The 17,465-nt window shown below is 76.4% G+C and carries 16 protein-coding genes and 1 pseudogene; 6 read left to right on the forward strand and 11 right to left on the reverse strand.

What is annotated here, in order from left to right; genetic code table 11:
* The 4 genes and pseudogenes from PYV61_RS08240 to PYV61_RS08255 form a co-directional block, all read right to left on the reverse strand.
* Nucleotides 1-821, reverse strand: a pseudogene (locus tag PYV61_RS08240) (hypothetical protein); the annotation flags it as partial.
* Between the two features lie 56 nt (nt 822-877).
* A complete protein-coding gene (locus PYV61_RS08245; RefSeq protein WP_275830237.1) occupies nt 878-2,170 on the reverse strand; it encodes a cysteine desulfurase-like protein in 1,293 nt (430 codons plus the stop codon).
* Nucleotides 2,167-3,111 (reverse strand): NAD(P)-dependent oxidoreductase, encoded by a 945-nt coding sequence (locus PYV61_RS08250; RefSeq protein ID WP_275830239.1) that lies wholly within the window; start codon nt 3,109-3,111, stop codon nt 2,167-2,169. The genes PYV61_RS08245 and PYV61_RS08250 overlap by 4 nt, the downstream gene beginning before the upstream one ends.
* Before the next feature lie 65 nt (nt 3,112-3,176).
* Nucleotides 3,177-3,551 (reverse strand): hypothetical protein, encoded by a 375-nt coding sequence (locus PYV61_RS08255; protein WP_275830241.1) that lies wholly within the window; start codon nt 3,549-3,551, stop codon nt 3,177-3,179.
* Nucleotides 3,552-3,672: 121 nt separating this feature from the next.
* On the opposite strand from PYV61_RS08255, the gene PYV61_RS08260 reads away from it, so the two are divergent.
* The 4 genes from PYV61_RS08260 to PYV61_RS08275 all read left to right on the forward strand — a co-directional run bounded on the left by PYV61_RS08260 (nt 3,673) and on the right by PYV61_RS08275 (nt 6,855).
* Complete coding sequence (locus PYV61_RS08260) at nt 3,673-3,903, forward strand: heavy-metal-associated domain-containing protein (protein WP_275830243.1); 231 nt, start codon at nt 3,673-3,675, stop codon at nt 3,901-3,903.
* Between the two features lie 91 nt (nt 3,904-3,994).
* Nucleotides 3,995-5,434: a magnesium transporter gene (gene mgtE, locus PYV61_RS08265; RefSeq protein WP_275830245.1), complete on the forward strand. Its 1,440-nt coding sequence runs from the start codon at nt 3,995-3,997 to the stop codon at nt 5,432-5,434.
* Complete coding sequence (locus PYV61_RS08270) at nt 5,431-6,360, forward strand: DMT family transporter (RefSeq protein ID WP_275830247.1); 930 nt, start codon at nt 5,431-5,433, stop codon at nt 6,358-6,360. Before mgtE ends, PYV61_RS08270 begins: the two co-directional genes overlap by 4 nt.
* Before the next feature lie 84 nt (nt 6,361-6,444).
* On the forward strand, nt 6,445-6,855 hold the full coding sequence (locus tag PYV61_RS08275) for a DUF4383 domain-containing protein (RefSeq protein WP_275830249.1): 411 nt from the start codon (nt 6,445-6,447) through the stop codon (nt 6,853-6,855).
* Nucleotides 6,856-6,861: 6 nt separating this feature from the next.
* Here PYV61_RS08275 and PYV61_RS08280 read toward each other — a convergent pair whose 3' ends face one another.
* Together PYV61_RS08280 and PYV61_RS08285 are read right to left on the reverse strand one after the other, a co-directional pair.
* A complete protein-coding gene (locus PYV61_RS08280) occupies nt 6,862-7,581 on the reverse strand; it encodes an SURF1 family protein (RefSeq protein WP_275830251.1) in 720 nt (239 codons plus the stop codon).
* 94 nt (nt 7,582-7,675) lie between these two features.
* The gene (locus tag PYV61_RS08285) at nt 7,676-8,521 is read right to left on the reverse strand and encodes a DUF72 domain-containing protein (RefSeq protein WP_275830253.1); all 846 of its coding nucleotides are present in this window, start codon (nt 8,519-8,521) and stop codon (nt 7,676-7,678) included.
* Nucleotides 8,522-8,613: 92 nt separating this feature from the next.
* On the opposite strand from PYV61_RS08285, the gene PYV61_RS08290 reads away from it, so the two are divergent.
* Nucleotides 8,614-9,420, forward strand: coding sequence for a hypothetical protein (locus PYV61_RS08290; protein WP_275830255.1), 807 nt, complete (start codon nt 8,614-8,616; stop codon nt 9,418-9,420).
* 164 nt (nt 9,421-9,584) lie between these two features.
* On the forward strand, nt 9,585-10,985 hold the full coding sequence (locus PYV61_RS08295) for a hypothetical protein (protein ID WP_275830257.1): 1,401 nt from the start codon (nt 9,585-9,587) through the stop codon (nt 10,983-10,985).
* Between the two features lie 58 nt (nt 10,986-11,043).
* Here the strand turns inward: PYV61_RS08295 and PYV61_RS08300 are convergent, their stop codons facing one another.
* The 5 genes from PYV61_RS08300 to PYV61_RS08320 form a co-directional block, all read right to left on the reverse strand.
* Nucleotides 11,044-13,017 carry a S9 family peptidase gene (locus tag PYV61_RS08300; protein WP_275830259.1) on the reverse strand — a complete coding sequence of 658 codons (1,974 nt, stop codon included), beginning with the start codon at nt 13,015-13,017 and terminating at the stop codon, nt 11,044-11,046.
* 123 nt (nt 13,018-13,140) lie between these two features.
* A complete protein-coding gene (locus PYV61_RS08305; RefSeq protein WP_275830261.1) occupies nt 13,141-14,655 on the reverse strand; it encodes a hypothetical protein in 1,515 nt (504 codons plus the stop codon).
* Nucleotides 14,652-15,344 (reverse strand): ABC transporter ATP-binding protein, encoded by a 693-nt coding sequence (locus tag PYV61_RS08310; RefSeq protein WP_275830263.1) that lies wholly within the window; start codon nt 15,342-15,344, stop codon nt 14,652-14,654. The genes PYV61_RS08305 and PYV61_RS08310 overlap by 4 nt, the downstream gene beginning before the upstream one ends.
* A 109-nt stretch (nt 15,345-15,453) precedes the next feature.
* Entirely contained in the window at nt 15,454-16,668 is a 1,215-nt protein-coding gene (locus PYV61_RS08315) for an FtsX-like permease family protein (RefSeq protein ID WP_275830265.1), read from the reverse strand.
* A 13-nt stretch (nt 16,669-16,681) separates the two neighbouring features.
* A partial coding sequence (locus PYV61_RS08320; protein ID WP_275830267.1) for an ABC transporter permease occupies nt 16,682-17,465 on the reverse strand: 784 nt, incomplete at its 5' end.

The following is a 17,465-nucleotide window of genomic DNA, read 5'->3' on the forward strand; positions in this document are numbered from 1 at the left end:
GCAACGCGCGCGTCGGCGGCGAGCGCGCCGAGCAGCGCCGCGACGGCCGCGCGCGTCACCCACACGAACTCGGGCTGCGGCGGGGCGGCGGCCTCGGCCGCCTCGACGTCGCCGCGCACGCCGATCCCCGACTGCAGCAGCTGCTCGCGGAACTCGTCCGGGATCCCGTCGAGCGCCGCCACGACGACGGCGGCCGCGCCGGCGAACTGCCGGGTGATCGGGATGCGCAGGTTGTTCCACGTGGGGCGCCCGGCGGCGTCGAGCGGCGTGGTGAGGAGCACGACCTTCCCCGCGGCGGCGTCGCCGCCGAGCACCGTCGGCTCGCCCCACGTGCCGCCGTAGACGATCGGGAGCCCGTCGAACGGCCGGATCGCGCCGAGCGGGTCGCGCGGCACGAAGTCGCGGCCGAGCGTCATCGCCGGCGCGCCCTCGGCGCCGAAGCTGCTCGTCGTGACGAGCGCGCGGCGCTCCACCGCGGACTGGAAGTAGCTCCCGTTCTCCCCCGCCGGCTCGAGGCCTAGGCGACGCAGCTCGGCGGCGATGTAGTCGGTGGCCCTGTCGTTCCACGGCGTCCCGACCTGCCGCCCCATCAGCGAGTCGTCGGCGTAGAGGTAGACGCGCGTCATGAGGTCCGCGACCGAGATGGGCGTGGACGTCGGGCGGGGCGCGAGCTTGAGCGGCGCCTCGGACGCTGCGCGCGCGGGCGCCGCGGCGTCCTTGGTGACGCGGGGCGCCTGCGCGGCGAGCGGCGCCGCCGTCAGCGCGGCGGCGGGGAGGGCGAGGGCGGCCGCGAGCAGCGCGCGTCGGGTGGCGATCGGCATGGGGGAAAGGAAGCGTGGGGCGGGACGACGCGCAGGCGACGCGGGACGGGACGCGATCAGGCGCGGACGAGCGCCGCCACGCCGTCCACGAGCCGTTCGACCTCCGCCGCGGTCGTGTAGGCGGCGCACCCCGCGCGCACGAACCCCGCGCCGGCCACGCCCAAGCGCTCGGCGACGGTCTGCGCGTAGAAGTCGCCGTGCGAGACGAAGACGCCGCGCGCCGCGAGGGCGCGCGCGACCTGCCGCGACGGGACGCCGCCGACGGTGAAGGACACCGTGGGCGTGCGGGGGGTTCCGGGGGGCGGGCCGTAGAGGGTGACGTCGGGGAGCGCGCGCAGCCCCTCCCACAGCGGCGCGAGGAGCGCGCTGCCGGCGGCGTGCAGCCGTCCGTAGGCGCGCCCGAGCCGCTCGCGCCGCGCGCCCGACGGCGCGCCGGCGTCGTCGCCGAGCGAGGCGAGGAAGTCGACCGCCGCGGAGGTGCCGGCCATCCCCTCGTGGTTCTGCGTGCCCGTCTCGAAGCGCTCGGGCGCGCCCGAGGGCGCGGGGGCGAGCTTCGGGACGTCGAGCCCCGCCAGCAGCTCGGCGCGGCCCCACAGCAGCCCGGCGTGCGGGCCGTAGAACTTGTACGCCGAGCAGCCGACGAAGTCGACGCCGGCGGCGGCGAGCGCGCGCACGTCGAAGCGGAGGTGCGGCACCGCGTGCACGCCGTCGACGAAGGTCAGCGCGCCGACGCCGCGCGCGAGGCGCGCCGCCGCGGCGACGTCGACCTGCGTGCCGAGCGCGTTGGACGCCGCGCCGATCGCGAGCAGGCGCGTGCGCGGGCCGAGCTGCGCGGCCAGGTGGTCCCAGTCGAGCGTGCCGGTGGCCGGGTCGAGGCGCGCCACGCGCACCGCGCCGCCGCACTCCTGCGCCAGCGTGCGCCAGGGCGCGACGTTGGCGTGGTGATCGAGCTCGGTGACCACGACCTCGTCGCCGGGGCCGAACGGCGCCACGTCGGCGCCGCCGCGCCGCAGCGCGCGCGCGAGGTGGAAGGCGAGCGTCGTCATGTTGTGGCCGAAGACGATCTCGCCCGGCGCGCCGCCGAGCAGGTCGGCCGCCGCCTCGCGCGCGGCCGTGATGACCGCGTCGGTCTCGACGCTCGTCGGGTAGGCCCAGTGCGTGTTCGCGTTGTGGTGCAGGAGGTAGTCGGCCATCGCGTCGACCACCGCGCGCGGCACCTGCGTGCCGCCCGGGCCGTCGAAGTACGCGACGGGGTGCCCGCCGTGCACGCGCTGCAGCGCCGGGAAGGCGGCGCGCACCGCCGCGACGTCGAGCGCGTCGGCCGCGTGGGCGAGGTCGGCCGCGCTCACAGCGGCTGCTCCAGGATCGACGCCGCGTCCTCGGCGGCGATCGTGGCCGGCGGGACGATCTCGACCCCCGCCCACCGCTCGACGAGCCGCACGACCTCGACGTGGTCGGCCTCCTCGCCGAGCGCGTGGTGCGCGGTGCGGAAGAGCTCCGCGGTGAGCTGGAGGAGCGGCGACGGGGTGCGCTGCTCGCGCGCGACGTCGGCGGCGATCCCCACGTCCTTGTCCAGCAGCGCGAGGCGGAAGGTGCGCGGGAAGGCGCGCGACAGGACGCGCTCGGGGAACAGGTTCATGCTGCTGTTGGAGCGGCCGCTCGACGTGTTGATGACGTCGAGGGCGACGGCCGGGTCGATCCCCGCCTTGGCGAGCGCGGCGAGCCCCTCGGCGGCGCTCCACAGGTGCACCGCGAGCAGCGCGTTGTTGACCGCCTTGACCGCGTCGCCGGCGCCGACGCCGCCGCAGTGCACGATCTTCTGCCCGAACGCCTCGAGCACGGGGCGCACGCGCGCCAGCGTCGCCGCGTCGCCGCCGACCATCACGGTGAGCGCCCCCTTCTCGGCGCCGACGACGCCCCCGCTCACCGGCGCGTCGAGGAACGCCACCCCGCGCTCGGCGCAGCGCGCGGCGACGCGGCGCGAGCCCGCCGGGTCGCCCGACGTGCAGTCCACCAGCACCGCCCCCTCGGCGAGGCCGGCGAGCAGGCCGTCGGGGCCGTCGAGCAGCGCCTCGACCTCGCGCGACGTCGGCAGGCAGGTGACGACCACCGCGGCGCCGCGCGCCGCGTCGGCGGGGGTGGCGGCGCGGCGCGTCCCCGGGTGCACGGCGACGAAGGCGTCGGCGCGCGCGGCGCTCCGGTTCCAGACCGCGAGGGAGAACGGGGGCGCCGCGAGGTGGCGCGCCATGGGGGCGCCGATGGCGCCGAGTCCGAGAAAGGCGACGTGCATGGGCCGGGATGCGGGGTGGGGGCAGCCGCAAAGCTAAGCGCCCCCGCCCCGCCCCGGGTCCCGGCTCAGCGCACGGCGGTCCCCCCGATCGACGCGACCCAGTCGGTGCGCCACTGGGCGAGCGACCGCCCGGTGTACTTCGGGTAGGCGTCCGGGGTCGCGCGCGACAGCGCCTCCTGCGCCGCGGCGACGCCGGCGGTGCGGATCACGTAGCGCGCGAACGACGGCACGAGCGCGGCGTGCGCCTGCCTGACCTCGAGCGGCGCGTCGGCGGGGGCGTTCTGCCCGATCGCGGCGAGCGCCTTCTCTCCGGCCGGCGTGACGAGGACGCAGTGCGCGCGCTCGTCGACCGAGAGGCGGGGCGAGCACTCGGGGAGCGCGGGGACGGAGACCGCGTTCAGCGTCGCGATCGCGACGACGTGGAGGAGCGAGAGGGACATCGCGGTGGCGTGGTCGGAGGGTGGACGCGGCGGGTCCTCGGCCGGCGTGTCCCAAGGTGCGCGTGCCCGCCCCCGTCCTCATGGGATGTTCGACCCGCCCCGGCGCCGGTTAGCGTTCGGGATGCGCACCGCCCACCTCACCATCGCCGGGATGACCGCCGTCCACGCCGTGCGCGCCGTGTACACGGCCTTCGCCGGCGTCCCCGGCGTCACGCGCGCCGAGGTGACGATGGGGGGCGCGGTGGTCGAGCACGACGGGACCGTGACGCCCGCGATGCTCGCCGACGCCGTCGCGCTGGCGGGGTGCGCGCTCGCCGCGGTGCGCGAGGAGCGGCGGCTGCCGACGCTCTGAGGCGCGCGCGCGGCGCGGTACCGGGCGCGTCCGGGGCCGGTTAGCTTGCCCGGCTCGCCGCCCCTCCCCCGCCCTCCGTGAGGACGCCCGGATGACGCCACCCCACCCGTCCGACGACGGCACCGACCGCGCCCACGGCGTGGCGGCGCTGCTGGCGCCGGACATCCTCGTGATGCTCGACGAGGAGCCGGGGAGCGTGGCGCTGGAGACGGAGGAGCTGCACCCCGCCGACCTGGCGGACGTGGCCGAGGCGCTACCGAGGGAGCGGGTCTCCGACCTGCTGCGCGCCCTCCCCGCCGCGCGCGCCGCCGACGTGCTGGAGCACCTCGACGACGAGCTGCGCTCCGAGGTGCTCGAGGCGATGAGCACCCGCCAGGCGGCGGAGATCGTCACGCAGATGACGCCCGACGAGCGCGCGGACGTGCTCGAGGCGCTGGCGGAGGAGAACGAGGAGCGGGCCGAGGAGATCCTCGAGCAGATCCCGCTGGAGGCGCGCGAGGAGACCGAGCGCCTGCTCGCCTACGAGCCCTACTCGGCGGGCGGGCTGATGACGACCGAGTTCGTCTCGGTCCCGGAGGCGCTGACGGTCGAGGAGGCGCTGCGCCGCGTGCGGGCGATGGCGCGCGCCGAGCGGCGCGAGGCGATGTACACCGTCTACACGACCGACGACCAGGGGCGGCTGCGCGGCGTGCTGTCGCTGCGCGAGCTGCTGGCGGCCCCCGAGGGCGCGCGCCTCGTCGACCTGGCGTGGAGCGACGTCGTGACGGTGACCGCGAGCGCCGAGCAGGAGGAGGTCGCGCGCGTGACGTCGAACTACGGCTTCGTCGCCGTGCCGGTGGTGGACGACCAGCACCGGCTGCTCGGCGTGGTGACGATCGACGACGTGATCGACGTCATCCAGGAGGAGCAGACCGAGGACGTGCAGAAGCTCGGCGGCATGGAGGCGCTCGACGACCCGTACATGAGCGTCGGGCTCCCCGCGATCATCCGCAAGCGCGTCGGCTGGCTGTGCGTGCTCTTCGCCGGCTCGCTGCTGACCGCGACGGTGATCGAGCGCTACGAGGGGCGGCTCGGGCGCGCCGAGCTGCTGACGCTGTTCATCCCGCTCATCGTCAGCTCGGGGGGGAACTCGGGGTCGCAGGCCACGTCGCTGATCATCCGCGCGATGGCGCTCAACGAGATCTCGCTCAAGGACTGGTGGCGGGTGGCGGGGCGCGAGCTGCTGTCGGGGCTCGCGCTGGGCGCGGTGCTCGGCACGCTCGGGCTGGCGCGCGTGCTCGTGTGGCACGCGATGGGGTGGTACGACTACGGGCAGTACCACACGCGCGTCGCCGCGACGATCGGCGCGACGCTGCTGGGGGTCGTCACCTTCGGCTCGCTCGCCGGGTCGATGCTGCCGTTCGTGCTGCGGCGCGCCGGCTTCGACCCGGCCAGCGCGTCGGCGCCGTTCGTGGCGACGCTGGTGGACGTGACCGGGCTGCTGATCTACTTCAGCGTCGCGATCGCGGTGCTCAGCGGCACGGTGCTGTGAGCCGCCCGTCCGCGGCGCGCGCCAGCCTGCTGGTCGCGTTCGCCGCCTGCTGCTTCGGCTCGATCAGCATCCTCACCGTCGTCGCCACGCGCGCGGGGACGGCGCTCACCACGCTGCTCTTCTGGCGCTACGCGGTGGCGGCGCTGCTGCTGCTCCCCGTCGGGCTCCGGTCGCTGCCGCGCGTGGCCGACCCGCGCACCGTGCCGCGCGGCGCCGGGCTGGCGCGCGAGCTGGCGGTGGCCGGGGCCGGGCAGGCGGCGGTCGCGTTCCTGAGCCTGTCGGCGCTGCGCTGGATCCCGGCGGCGACGCTCGGCTTCCTCTTCTACACGTTCCCGGCGTGGGTGGCGCTGTTCGCCGCGCTGCGCGGCACCGAGCGCGTCGACGGGCGGAAGGTCGTCGCGCTCGGGCTCTCGCTGGCCGGGATCGTCTGCACCGTCGGCGCGCCGTCGGGCGCCACGGGGACGCAGTGGCCGGGGGTGCTGCTCGCGCTGGCGGGGGCGCTCGTGTACGCGGTCTACATCCCGTACCTCGGCGGGCTGCAGGGGCGGGCCACGCCGCAGCTCGCGTCGCTGCTCGTGACCACCGGCGCGGCGACGGCGTTCGCGCTCGGCGCGCTGGCGGAGGGGACGTTCACCGCGCGGCTCCCGCTGGCGTCGTGGGGCGCCGTGGCCGGGCTCGCGGTGCTGTGCACGGCGATCGCGTTCCAGGCGTTCATGAAGGGGCTCGGCGGGCTCGGCCCGGTGCGCGCCGCGATCGTCAGCACGGTCGAGCCCTTCTGGACCGCGGTGCTCGGCGCGCTGGTGCTGTCGCAGCCGCTGACGCCGGCGACGCTGCTCGGCGGCGCCCTCATCGCGGCGGCCGTCCTGCTGCTGCAGCTGCCGACGCGCGGCGCCGAGCGCGGCCCCGCCGTCGAACGCGCGGGCTGAGGCGCCCCGGGCGGCAAGCGCCTTGCCCGTGCGGCGGCCGTGGCGCGCGGGGGGCGCGCCGGATCCCCGCACGCGGATGGTGTCATGACGGCAGCGCAGCGACTCTCGCAGGTGTTCGGGTGGGCGTTCGTCCTGGTCGGGCTGGCCGGGTTCGCGGCCACCGGGATGGACATGACGGCGGACCACGAGCTGGCGCCCAAGCTCTTCGGGATCTTCCCCGTGAACGTCGTGCACAACGTCGTGCACCTCGTGTTCGGCCTCTGGGGGATCCTCGGCGCGCGCGCGTACGGCGCCGCGCGCTCGTTCCTGCTCGGCGCGGGGCTCACGTACCTCGTGCTGGCGGCGCTCGGCTACGTCATCCCCGACGGGCTGGGGCTCGTCCCGCTCGGCGGCGCCGACATCGGGCTGCACCTCTTCCTCGGGCTGGCGCTGCTGCTGTCGGGGATGGTCACGCAGCGGCGCGACGCCGACGTGGGGCGCGGCGCGGCGGTCTGACGCCGCTCAGCCGCGCCGGCGGCGGTCGGCGCGCGCGAAGGCCGCGCCGCCGACCACCGCCACGGTGGCGAACGAGAACCACTGCACCGCGTAGCTGAAGTGCGACCCCTCGTCGAGCGCCGGCGGGGGGACGCGCACGGGGCGGTCGGGGGGCGGCTGCTCCTCGCCCGGCGGCGCGCTCCACACGACGTAGTACGGCGTCACCGGGGCGCCGACGTGGCGCGCGACGTCGGCGGCGTCGAGCCAGCGGTACGCGACGACGTCGCGCTCCGCCGAGAGGCGGCCGGGCCCCGGGCGACGCGACGGGATCTCGACGTAGCCGTCGACCGTCACCGAGTCCCCCTCGCGCCACCGCGCCAGGTCGACGTCGGTGCCGTTGGGGGAGTAGATCCACCCGCGGTTGAGCAGCACGACGGTGTCGCGCCCGGCGACGCGCACGGGGGTGACGATGTGCACGCCCGGCGAGCCGTCGCGCGACCGGTTCACCAGCACGAACTCGTGCGCGTAGTCGGCGCGCCCGGCGAGGACGACGCGGCGGTAGCGCTGCTCGGCCGTGTCGGCGGGGAGGCCCCAGGGCGCCACCGGCGGCTGCCGCAGGCGCGCGGCCACGGAGGCGTTGTGCGCGCGCCGCTCGCCGAGCCGGGAGAGCTGCCAGACGCCGAGCCGCGCGCAGATCAGCGCGGCGACGCCGGCCAGGACGAGGAGGGAGGTCGTGCGGCGGGACATGGGCGGAAGCTAGCTGCGGGCTGCGGACTGCGGATCCGAACCCGCAGCTCGCAGCCCGCAGCCCGCAGCCCGCAGCGTCCGGCGCGGAGGACCGTCAGAACAACGCCAGCTGGTCGCCGAGTTCGTCCGGCTGCACCGGGCGCTGGCCGAGGAGCCGCTGCAGGTCGCGGGCGCTCGACGGCGAGTGGCCGGCGAAGTGGTTGTTCACGTACGTCCACACCCCGCCCTCGACGCGCCCCGCCAGCGCCCGCAGCGCCCCCGCCCACTGCTCGATCTCGCGCGAGCGGTCGACCTGGATGCGCGAGTAGTCGACGATGTCGCGGTTCGGCCCCATGAAGCGCACGTACGCGAACGGCGCGGTGGGGCGCTCGGCGAGGGCGAGCATCGTCTTGCGCGGGATCCAGCGGGCGTCGGTGAGGGCGACCGCCACCGAGTGCTCGGCGAGCAGGTTGAGCACCCCGTCGGTCAGCCAGCCGCGCTGGCGGAACTCGACGGCGACGTGCAGGTCCCGCGGCAGGTGCGGGAGGAACTCGACCAGCGCCGGCAGCTCGGCGGGGGCGAAGTCGGGGCCGAGCTGCACGAGGATCGGCCCGAGCTTGGGGCCCAGCTCGCGCGCGCGGTCGAAGAACAGGTCGGCCGCGGCACGCGCGTCGGCGCCGCGCAGGCGGCGCTCGTGCGTGATCTCCTGCGGCAGCTTGAGCGCGAACGCGAAGTCGGCCGGGGTGCGGTCGGCCCACCCGCGCACCGTCTTGACCGGCGGGATCGCGTAGAAGGTCGAGTCGACCTCCACCGTGCGGAACGCGCGCGCGTACATCCCCAGGAAGTCGCCGACGCGCGTCCCGGACGGATAGAACGGCCCCACCCAGGCGTCGTAGTTCCACCCCTGGGTGCCGATGCGCACGCGGGTGCGCGACGCGTCGTCGCCGGTCGCCCTGGCCATGCGCCGAATCGGCGCGGCGGGCGCGGCGGTGTCAAGGTTTCGGGGTCCCGAACTTGCCGCCTCCGGCAGCACACACGAGACGGAGAGAACCCATGACGCCCGACACGCCCGAGCCGCCGCGCGACCCGCGGGCCGACCACCCGCAGCTCGCCGACACCGCGTCCTTCCCCGCCGCCCGGCGCCCCGCCACCGCGCCGGCGGGGGGCGGCGACGCGGTGCGGCCGATGGACGCCGACGAGAAGCGCAGCGTCGAGATCACGAGCGGGCTGGCCGGCGTGCTCGCCGGCGCGGCGGCCGGCGCGGCCGCGGGGCTCGTGTCGCTGGCCGGCGGGCCGGTGGGCGTCGCGATCGGGATGGTCGTCGGCGCCACCGCGGGCGCGCTCGGCGGGTGGTTCGGCGGGCAGGCGGCGGGCGAGGTCCCGTACGACGAGTCGCACGACGCCCACTACCGCGCGCTCTACGAGGGGGGCACGCCGACCGACCGCGGCTTCGACTCGGCCCGCCCGGCGTACCAGCTCGGCCACCTCGCGGCGCACAACCCCGACTGGCGCGGGCGCGAGTTCACCGCGATCGAGACCGACCTGCGGCGCGCGTGGGACGGCGACCTGCGCGGCCGCCACGGCGAGTGGGACGCGGTGCGCCCGTACGTGCGCGACGCCTACGGCCACGCGCGGTCGGAGGGCGCCGGCGTGCGCCGCGACACGAGCGTGCTGGGGAGCGCCGGCAGCGCGGTCGACCCCGACGAGCTCGCCCGCGCGCGGCGCGGGGAGCCGAGCACCGACTACGTGGCGTCGGGGGGGGTGGTGATCGGCGAGCAGGCGGGGCCCGAGGGCGGGCTGGGCGAGCGCCGCGAGACCGACGCCGACACGGCGCACCGCCGCGACCCGGAATACCACTAGCGGCGGACCGGCTCGCGGCGGGCTCGGGCGCGCGCACGGGGGACCGGGCGGTCGGGTCCCCTTCTTGCCCCCCCGAAGCGCGCTCCGCCGTCGCGCGTCGCGGCGTCCCGCGCAGCGGAAGCGATGCGACAGCCCGAACCAGTGACGCCAGCAGCGAGGACTCCATGGACCGGAACCAGGCGGACGACCTCAACGATCGGATGCGGGAGCGCGGGCTGGATCGCAGCGGTGCCCCCGACAGCAACGCCACCAGCGAGTCGCTGGTCGGCGACTCGATGCGCGCGGGCGCGCCGCGCGCCGACGCGCCGCGCGACGACGTGGTGGACGTGGACCGCGCCGCGCGCGAGACGCGGCGCGACGACATCAACCCGGGCGACGAGATCGGCGAGGCGGTGGGCGGGATCTCGGGCGTGCTCACGGGCGCCGCGCTCGGGTCGCTCGGCGGCCCGATCGGCACGATCATCGGCGGGATCGCCGGCGCGGTGAGCGGGTGGTGGGCCGGGCGCGCGATCTCCGAGGCGGCGAGCCACGCCACCGGCGACGACGACGAGTACTACCGCACGCACTTCGACAGCGCGCGCGGCAGCACGGCCAGCCGCGACTACGACGACGTGAAGCCGGCGTACCACCTCGGCCACATCGCCGGGCGCAACCCGGACTACCAGTCGCGCAGCTTCGACGAGGTCGAGCGCGACCTGCGCCACGGCTGGACGTCGGACGTCAGCACGCGCCACGGGCAGTGGGACGAGGTGCGCGACTACGCGCGCCACGCCTACGAGCGCGGGCGCACCACGGGCTCGTCGACGACCGGCATGCGCGACGCGAACGCGTCGATGGGCGGCACCGGCGCGGCGGTCGGCGGCGGCGTGGGCGACGCGCTGACGCGCGGCGCGCAGGGCGCGCGCAACGCGATCGACGACCTCAAGGACCGCGTCGACGGCAACCCGGCGTCGCGTCCTGGGCCGGACGCCACCGATTCGATGTCGCGCACCGGCGGCATGGGCGCGGGCTCGTCGTCGCTCGGCGGCGGCATGGGCACGGGCGCGGCGGTCGGGGGCGCGATGGGCGGCGCGGCGGCGATGGGCGGCTCGCTCCGCAACGCGGCCGACGACCTGAAGGACCGCGTGGACATGAACCCGGCCTCGCGTCCCGGCCCCGACGCGACCGACGCGTCGTCGCGGCTGACCGGCGGGATGTCGGCCGGCACGACCGGCGCCGGGATGGGGAGCGGCAGCGGGCTGAGCCCGTCCGGCCTCGGCGGCGGGTCGACGGGGAGCGCGCTCGGGAACAGCGTCGACGACCTGAAGGACCGCGTCGACATGAATCCGGCGTCGCGCCCGGGGCTCGACGCGACCGACTCGGCGCACCGCGCGAACACCGCGGGCTCGCTGGGCGACCGCGCGGGCAACCCGCTCGAGAACGCGTGGGACAAGACCAAGAACGCCGCGCACCGCGCGGCCGACAGGGTCGAGGACGCGCTCGACGACGCCAAGGACCGCGTGGACGGCAACCCGTCGTCGCGCCCGGGGCTCGACCGCACGGACGACCCGGACCGCCGCTTCTGATCGCGCGGCGGGCTGCGGGCTGCGGGTTCCGAATCCGCAGCCCGCAGCCCGCCGCGCGTCACTCCTGCATCACCTTCTGGTCGGGCGTCGTGTAGCGCGTCATCCAGGCGAGCTCGCGGCGCATCTTGTCGAGCTGATGGCGCGGCTCGCCGAGCCCGTGCCCCTCGCGCGGGTAGAACACGAGCGACACCGGCACGCCCTGCCGCTTGAGCCCGAGGTAGAGCTCCTGCGCCTGGCCGGTCGGGACGCGCAGGTCCTGCTGCCCGTGCAGGATCAGCGTCGGCGTCTTCGCCTGCTTGATGTAGGTCATCGCCGAGCGCTTGCGGTACTCCTCGACGTTGTCGTAGGGCGTGCCGCCGAAGTAGCCGTCGAGCGTGCTCGGGATGTCGTTGGTGCCGTACATCGACTCCATGTTCGTGAGCCCGGCGCCCACCATCACGGCCTTGAAGCGGGTGGTCTGCGTGAGCGTCCACGCCGTCATGTAGCCGCCGTAGCTCCAGCCGGCCTGCGCGAGGCGCGCCGGGTCGGCGACGCCGCGCCCGACGAGCGTGTCGATCCCCGCCTGGATGTCGCCGTAGTCGCCGACGCCCCAGTCCTTGATGTTGGCGCGCAGGAACGCCTCGCCGTAGCCGGTCGAGCCGCGCGGGTTGGGCTGGAACACCACCCAGCCGCGCCCCGCCCACACGTGCGCGTAGCTGCCGTAGTTGGACGGGAAGCGGTCGAGCCACGCGCCCGCGGGGCCGCCGTGCACCTGCGTGATGAGCGGGTAGCGCTTCCCCGGTGCGTAGTCGGCCGGGTAGATGACCAGCCCCTCGACCTCCATCCCGCCCGGCCCCCTGTAGCGCAGCACCTCGGTCCTGCCGATGGCGAGCGAGCGCACCTGCGGGTTGTGGTCGGTGAGCTTCGCCAGCGTGCGCGCGCCGGCGCGGGCGACGTGCACGTCGGGCGGGGTGCGCAGGTCGCTCTTCACGACCGCGATGGTGCGCCAGTCGTCGCTGAACGACGACTGCCCGACCCACGGCTGCCCGGCGAACAGCGGGCGCGGCGTGCCGCCCGTCGCCGGCAGCTCGAACAGGTTGCTGGTCGTGCGCGTCGGCGCCTCGACGCGCAGCGTCCTGCCGTCCTTCGACCACCAGATGTCGTTGGGCTGGTACTCGAAGTCGGGCGCGAGCGGGCGCGGCGCGCCGCCCGCCGCGGGGATCGCCGCCAGGCGCAGCATCCCGACCTCCGCCGAGGTGCCGGCGCGGGTCAGGTAGGCGATCGTGCGCCCGTCTGGGGACCAGCGCGGCGTCGCGTCGCTCCCCGGGTTCTCGGTCAGCTTCCGCGGCGTCCCGCCGGCCGCGGCGACGACGAAGATGTCCGACTTGGAGCCGTCGTCGGCCTTGGGCGTCGGGCGCACCACGTAGGCGAGCTGCGCCCCGTCGGGGGACCACTGCGGGTCGCCGACGCTGAAGTCGCCGGCCACCAGCTCGCGCGTCTTCTTGTCCGCGACGTCGAGCACCCAGAGCCGCGTGTGCGCGAACACCGAGTCGACGACGATCGCGTCGTCCTTCATGCGCTGCCGCTTCTCCTCGTCGGCCGTCGGCGCGCGCGACGCGACGTAGGCGATGCGCTTCCCGTCTGGCGACCAGGCGAAGCCGCTCACCGCGGTCTTCGAGTCGGTGAGGCGCTCGGCCTCGCCGCCGTTCGGGTCGAGGACGAAGACCTGCGGGCGCTCCTCGCGCGCGCTGACGAACGCCAGCCGGGTCCCGTCGGGCGACCAGCGCGGCGAGCCGTCGCTCTTGCGGCTCGTCGTCAGCCGCCGCGGCGGCGCGCCGCCGTCGGCGCGCACCAGCCAGACGTCGCTGTCGGTGGCGTTCTCGGTGGTGTCGGTCGTCGCGACGACGTACGCGATCCACCGCCCGTCGGGGGAGACCTGCGGGTCGCTGACGGAGCGCACGCCCATCACGTCCTCGGGCGTCATGGGGCGCGGCGCCTGCGCGAACACGGCGGCCGGCGCGAGGAGGGCGGCGGCGAGGAGCAAGCGGGACATCGGGGGCCTCTCGGTGGGGTCGTCGGAGACGCTACGGGGCGGCCCACCGGCGGGCAAGCGTCGGAGCAGTTGCTGCGGGCTGCGGGCTGCGGATCTGGAACCCGCATCCCGCAGCCCGCAGCCCTACCGATAGGTCTCGAAGAACCCCGCCCCCTCCCCCGCCACCGGCGCCCCGCCGACCCGCCCGCTCAGCCGCGCCGTCCCCTTCATCTGCACGAAGTAGGGGCGCGCGAGGAGGCGCGCGTACTCCGCCTCGCCCCGCTCCACGAGTCCGGTCCGCGTGTCGGTCGCGACGGCGTCCTCCACCAGCAGCTCGAGGCGCAGCGTGTCGCGCCCGCGCACGTCCTCCAGCCACCCGCGCGCCGGCACGCGCACCGCGCGCCCGCCGACCGTCACCGTGCGCGCGTCCTCGTAGCGGATCGTGCGCGGGCGGAAGAGCGCGCGGAAGCCGAGCGAGTCGACGAGGTAGACGAAGAGCGGCGTGGCCGCGCGCAGCGAGTCGGGGGGCTGCACGCGGCCGTAGAGCAGCGTGTACGCCCCCGCCCGCGCCGCGCCCCACTCCCACGTCACCCCCTGCCACGTCCCCCAGTTGTGGTCGTGGTACCCCTGCGCCCCGTCGTAGCGCTCGCACGCGGCGCCGACGCAGACCGTCCCCGTCGCGTCGGCGCGCAGCCCGGCGACCGCGTACCCCGACGCGAAGTCGCCGCTCTCCAGCGTCGCGCCCGGGAAGTACGCGCGCGGCGCCGGCGCCACCACGAGGTCCACGGTCACGCGCGCGCCGCTCCCGTCCTCGGCCTCCGCCTCGGCGCGCACGGCGTAGCGCCCGTCGTCGAGCACGCGCACCGACGACGGCCCCACGCGCAGGTCGGCGTCGGCGGTCGAGAAGCGCACGTCGCGCGGCCCCACGCGCGCGCTGAACCGCCGCGCCCCCCCGCCCTGCACGTGCGTCGTCACCAGGACCTGCCCGCCCCAGCGCGGGACGCCCGCCGAGTCGGGGAGGCCGATGCGCCCGCCGACCATCAGCGTCACGAACGCCCACGTGCGCCGGTCGGGGGAGAGCACGTTGAAGTAGTGCCACTCGGCCCAGCTCTCGGGGCGCGCGACGTTCGCCGGCGGCAGGTGGAAGCGGTCGATCGCGTGGCGCAGCTCGGCCTGCGCCGGCGCGGCCCACCGGCGGTCGCCGGCGTCGTCGGCCCAGCGCCCGCCGTCGAGGTCGGGCGCGGCGCCCACCGCGGCGCTCGCCGACGGCACCTCGCCGCTCGCCCGCACCGGCAGCTCGCGCCCGTCGCGCAGCCGCAGATACAGGAGCTTGCCGTCGATCTGCGGCGCCACCGCGCGCACGTCGGCGGCCAGGCGCGGCCCCGCCAGCAGCTGCCCCTGCACGAAGCGCGCGTTCGGGATCGAGAAGAACAGCCCCCCGAGCCCGCCCGTCTTCATCACCTCGACGTCGAGCCCCTCGGGGAGCACGGTGACCTCGCCGCCGCCGACCAGCTTCTCGTCGCTCGCCTGCGCCATCAGCGCCTCGCCCACCGCCAGCAGGACGACCATCACGCCGACGCCCAGCCCGTAGCCGAGGAACAGCAGCGCGCTCCGCCACGGCCGGTGCACGACGTTGCGCAGCGCGAGCAGGACGATCACGGCCGCGCCCCCGAGTCGTCCTCGACCACGCCGTCGCGCATGCGCACCACGCGGCGCGCCGCGCGCGCGAGCGAGTCGTCGTGCGTCACGACCACGATGGTCGTCCCGTCGGCGTTGAGGCGGCCGAGCAGCTCGACGATCTCGGCGCCGGTGCGGGCGTCCAGCTCCCCCGTGGGCTCGTCGGCCAGCAGGAGCGCCGGGCGGTTGGCCAGCGCGCGCGCGATCGCGACCCGCTGCTGCTCCCCGCCCGAGAGCTGCGCCGGCCGGTGGTCGCCGCGGGCGCCGAGGCCGACGTACGCCAGCAGCTCGCGCGCCCGCTCGCGCCGCTCGCGCGTCGGCACCCGCGCCTCGGCCATCGGCAGCTCGACGTTCTCGCGCGCGGTCAGCGTCGGCATCAGGTAGAAGCGCTGGAACACGAAGCCGACGGTCCGCAGCCGGAACGCCGTCGCCTCGGCGTCGGGCATCGCCCCCACGTCGGCGCCGTTCACGCGCACCGTCCCGGCGGTCGCCCGGTCCACCGCGCCCAGCAGGTGGAGCAGCGTCGACTTCCCGCACCCCGACGGCCCCACCACGGCGACCCACTCGCCGGCCCCGACGTCCAGCGACACGCCGCGCACGGCGGCGACCGTGCCGGCGCCGACGCGGTACTCGCGGCGGACGTCGTGGAGGGAGAGGACGGGGTGATTCACGACCGACGCGCCCTCCCTCGACGCTCGACGCTCGACGCTCCGCGCGCCCGCACGCCGGGGCGAGCGTCGAGCGTCGAGCGTCGAGCGGACCGCGGAGTCGTCGTCTCGCTCATCCCACCGCCTCCTCCCGCAACGTCCCCGCGATCGGCAGCGACGCCGCCCGCCACGACGGGTACACGCCGGCCGCGATCCCCGAGAGCGCCAGCAGGCCGAGGGCGCGCCACGCGGCGGCGGGCTGGAAGACGAAGAAGTCGAACGACGCCGGGAGGCCGGGGAAGTCGGAGAGGATCGCGTTGAGGTAGCGCGCGGTCGCCAGCCCGAGCGCGAGCCCGATGGCCGCCCCCGACAGCGAGAGCGCCGCGCCCTCCAGCACGATCTGCTGCACGACGTGCCCCTTCGACACGCCGAGCGCGCGCAGCACGGCGATCTCGCCGACGCGCTCGTTCACCGACACCGTGACCAGCGTCGTCACCAACAGGAAGCCGATCGCCAGGCTGATCGCGCCCAGGACGAAGGCGAGCTGGCGGAAGTAGCTGAGGCGCTGCTCCACCTGCGCCAGCGCGGTGGCGGTCGAGATCGCGCTCACCCGCGGCTGCCCGCGCTCCACCGCCGCGCGCACCGCCTCGACGTCGGCGCCGTCGCGCACGCGCGCCATCAGCAGCGACACGCGGTCGGCGCCCTCGGGGCCGCGCAGCGCCTGCAGGACCGGCAGCGGCAGCGCGACCGCGGGCTGCTCGGCGGGCATGTAGAAGAAGCGGGCGGTGCCGACGACCACGAGCCGGCGGCGCGCGGCGTAGCTCCGCAGCTGCGGGTCGAACCCCGCGGCCACGTCGAGCGTGTCGCCGACGCGCGCCCCCGCCGCGCGCAGGAACGCCTCGTTGGTCACCAGGTGGTCGGCGGCGGCGAGGTCGGCGCCCGACGCGAGCTCGTAGTCCCCCTGCACCGCCGGCTCCACGCCCAGCGCGAACGCCACCGCGCGCGGCGGGGGCGCCTCCCCCTGCGCGGGGGCGCCGGCGGGGAGCACGTGCAGCTGCCCGCCGAGGATCGGGCTCACCGCGGCGAGGTCGGGGCGCGCGCGCAGCGCGGCGGTCAGGTCGGCGGCGCCGGCGATCGTCGCCTCGGTGTCGAAGGGGAGCGTGCCGCGCGGCGTCAGGCGGAGCTGGTAGCCGCGCACCAGCAGGAGGTCGCGGAACGACTCGCGCATCCCGCCGGCCAGCATCACCATGTCGAGCAGGAGCGCCGCCGACACCGCCACGCCCAGCACCGCGAGCAGGGTGCGCGTGCGGTGGCGCTGCAGCGACGCGGCGGCGAGGCGGAGGCGCATGCGGGGCGGCCGGTCAGCGCCCGAACAGCTCGAGCGGCGCCGTGCGCGCCAGCCGCACCGACGCCGCGAGCCCCGCCAGCACCCCCAGCGCGAGCGACAGCGAGACCGCGAGCGCCGCGACCTCCGGCGTCACGAGCGCGAACAGGAGCGGCGTGCGGTACACGCCCTGGTAGTAGGCGTTCACCACGCGGCTGGCGACCCAGCCGATGCCCAGCCCCATCGCGCTCCCGAGCAACGCCACCGCCGACGCCTCCAGCACCAGCGCGCCCACCACCGTGCGCCGCGAGATCCCCATCAGCCGCAGCGCCGCCACGTCGCGCCGCCGCTCGTCGATGCGGAGCAGCAGGATGCACAGCAGGAAGACCGCGCTCGCCACCACGGTGATGACGCCGATCGCGCGGTGGAAGCGGCGCACCACCTGGAACGTGCGCGAGGTGCGCACGGCGACGTCCTCGGACCGGTAGGCGCGGAAGCCGAACGCGGCGTCGTTGATGACGCCGAGCGCGCGCCCGGTCGCCGCGTCGCCGCGGGTGGCGACGGCGAACCGGTCGACGCGGTTGTCGTAGCCGGCCAGCGCCTGCAGCTGGTCGAGGTGCAGCCGCACGCGGTACTCGGCGCGCGCGATCTCGGCGGGGTCGGCGCCGCGGCGCACGAACGCGCCCACCACCGCGGTGTCGGCGCGCGCGGCCGCGCCGGCGGCGTCGGGGGGCGCCAGCAGCACCACCGTGTCGCCCAGCGCGAGCCCGGCGTCGGCGCGCAGCCGCTCGAAGTCGGAGGCCAAGGCGGTCTTAGGAAGA

Source organism: Roseisolibacter sp. H3M3-2 (assembly GCF_029211165.1).
Classification (GTDB): domain Bacteria; phylum Gemmatimonadota; class Gemmatimonadetes; order Gemmatimonadales; family Gemmatimonadaceae; genus Roseisolibacter.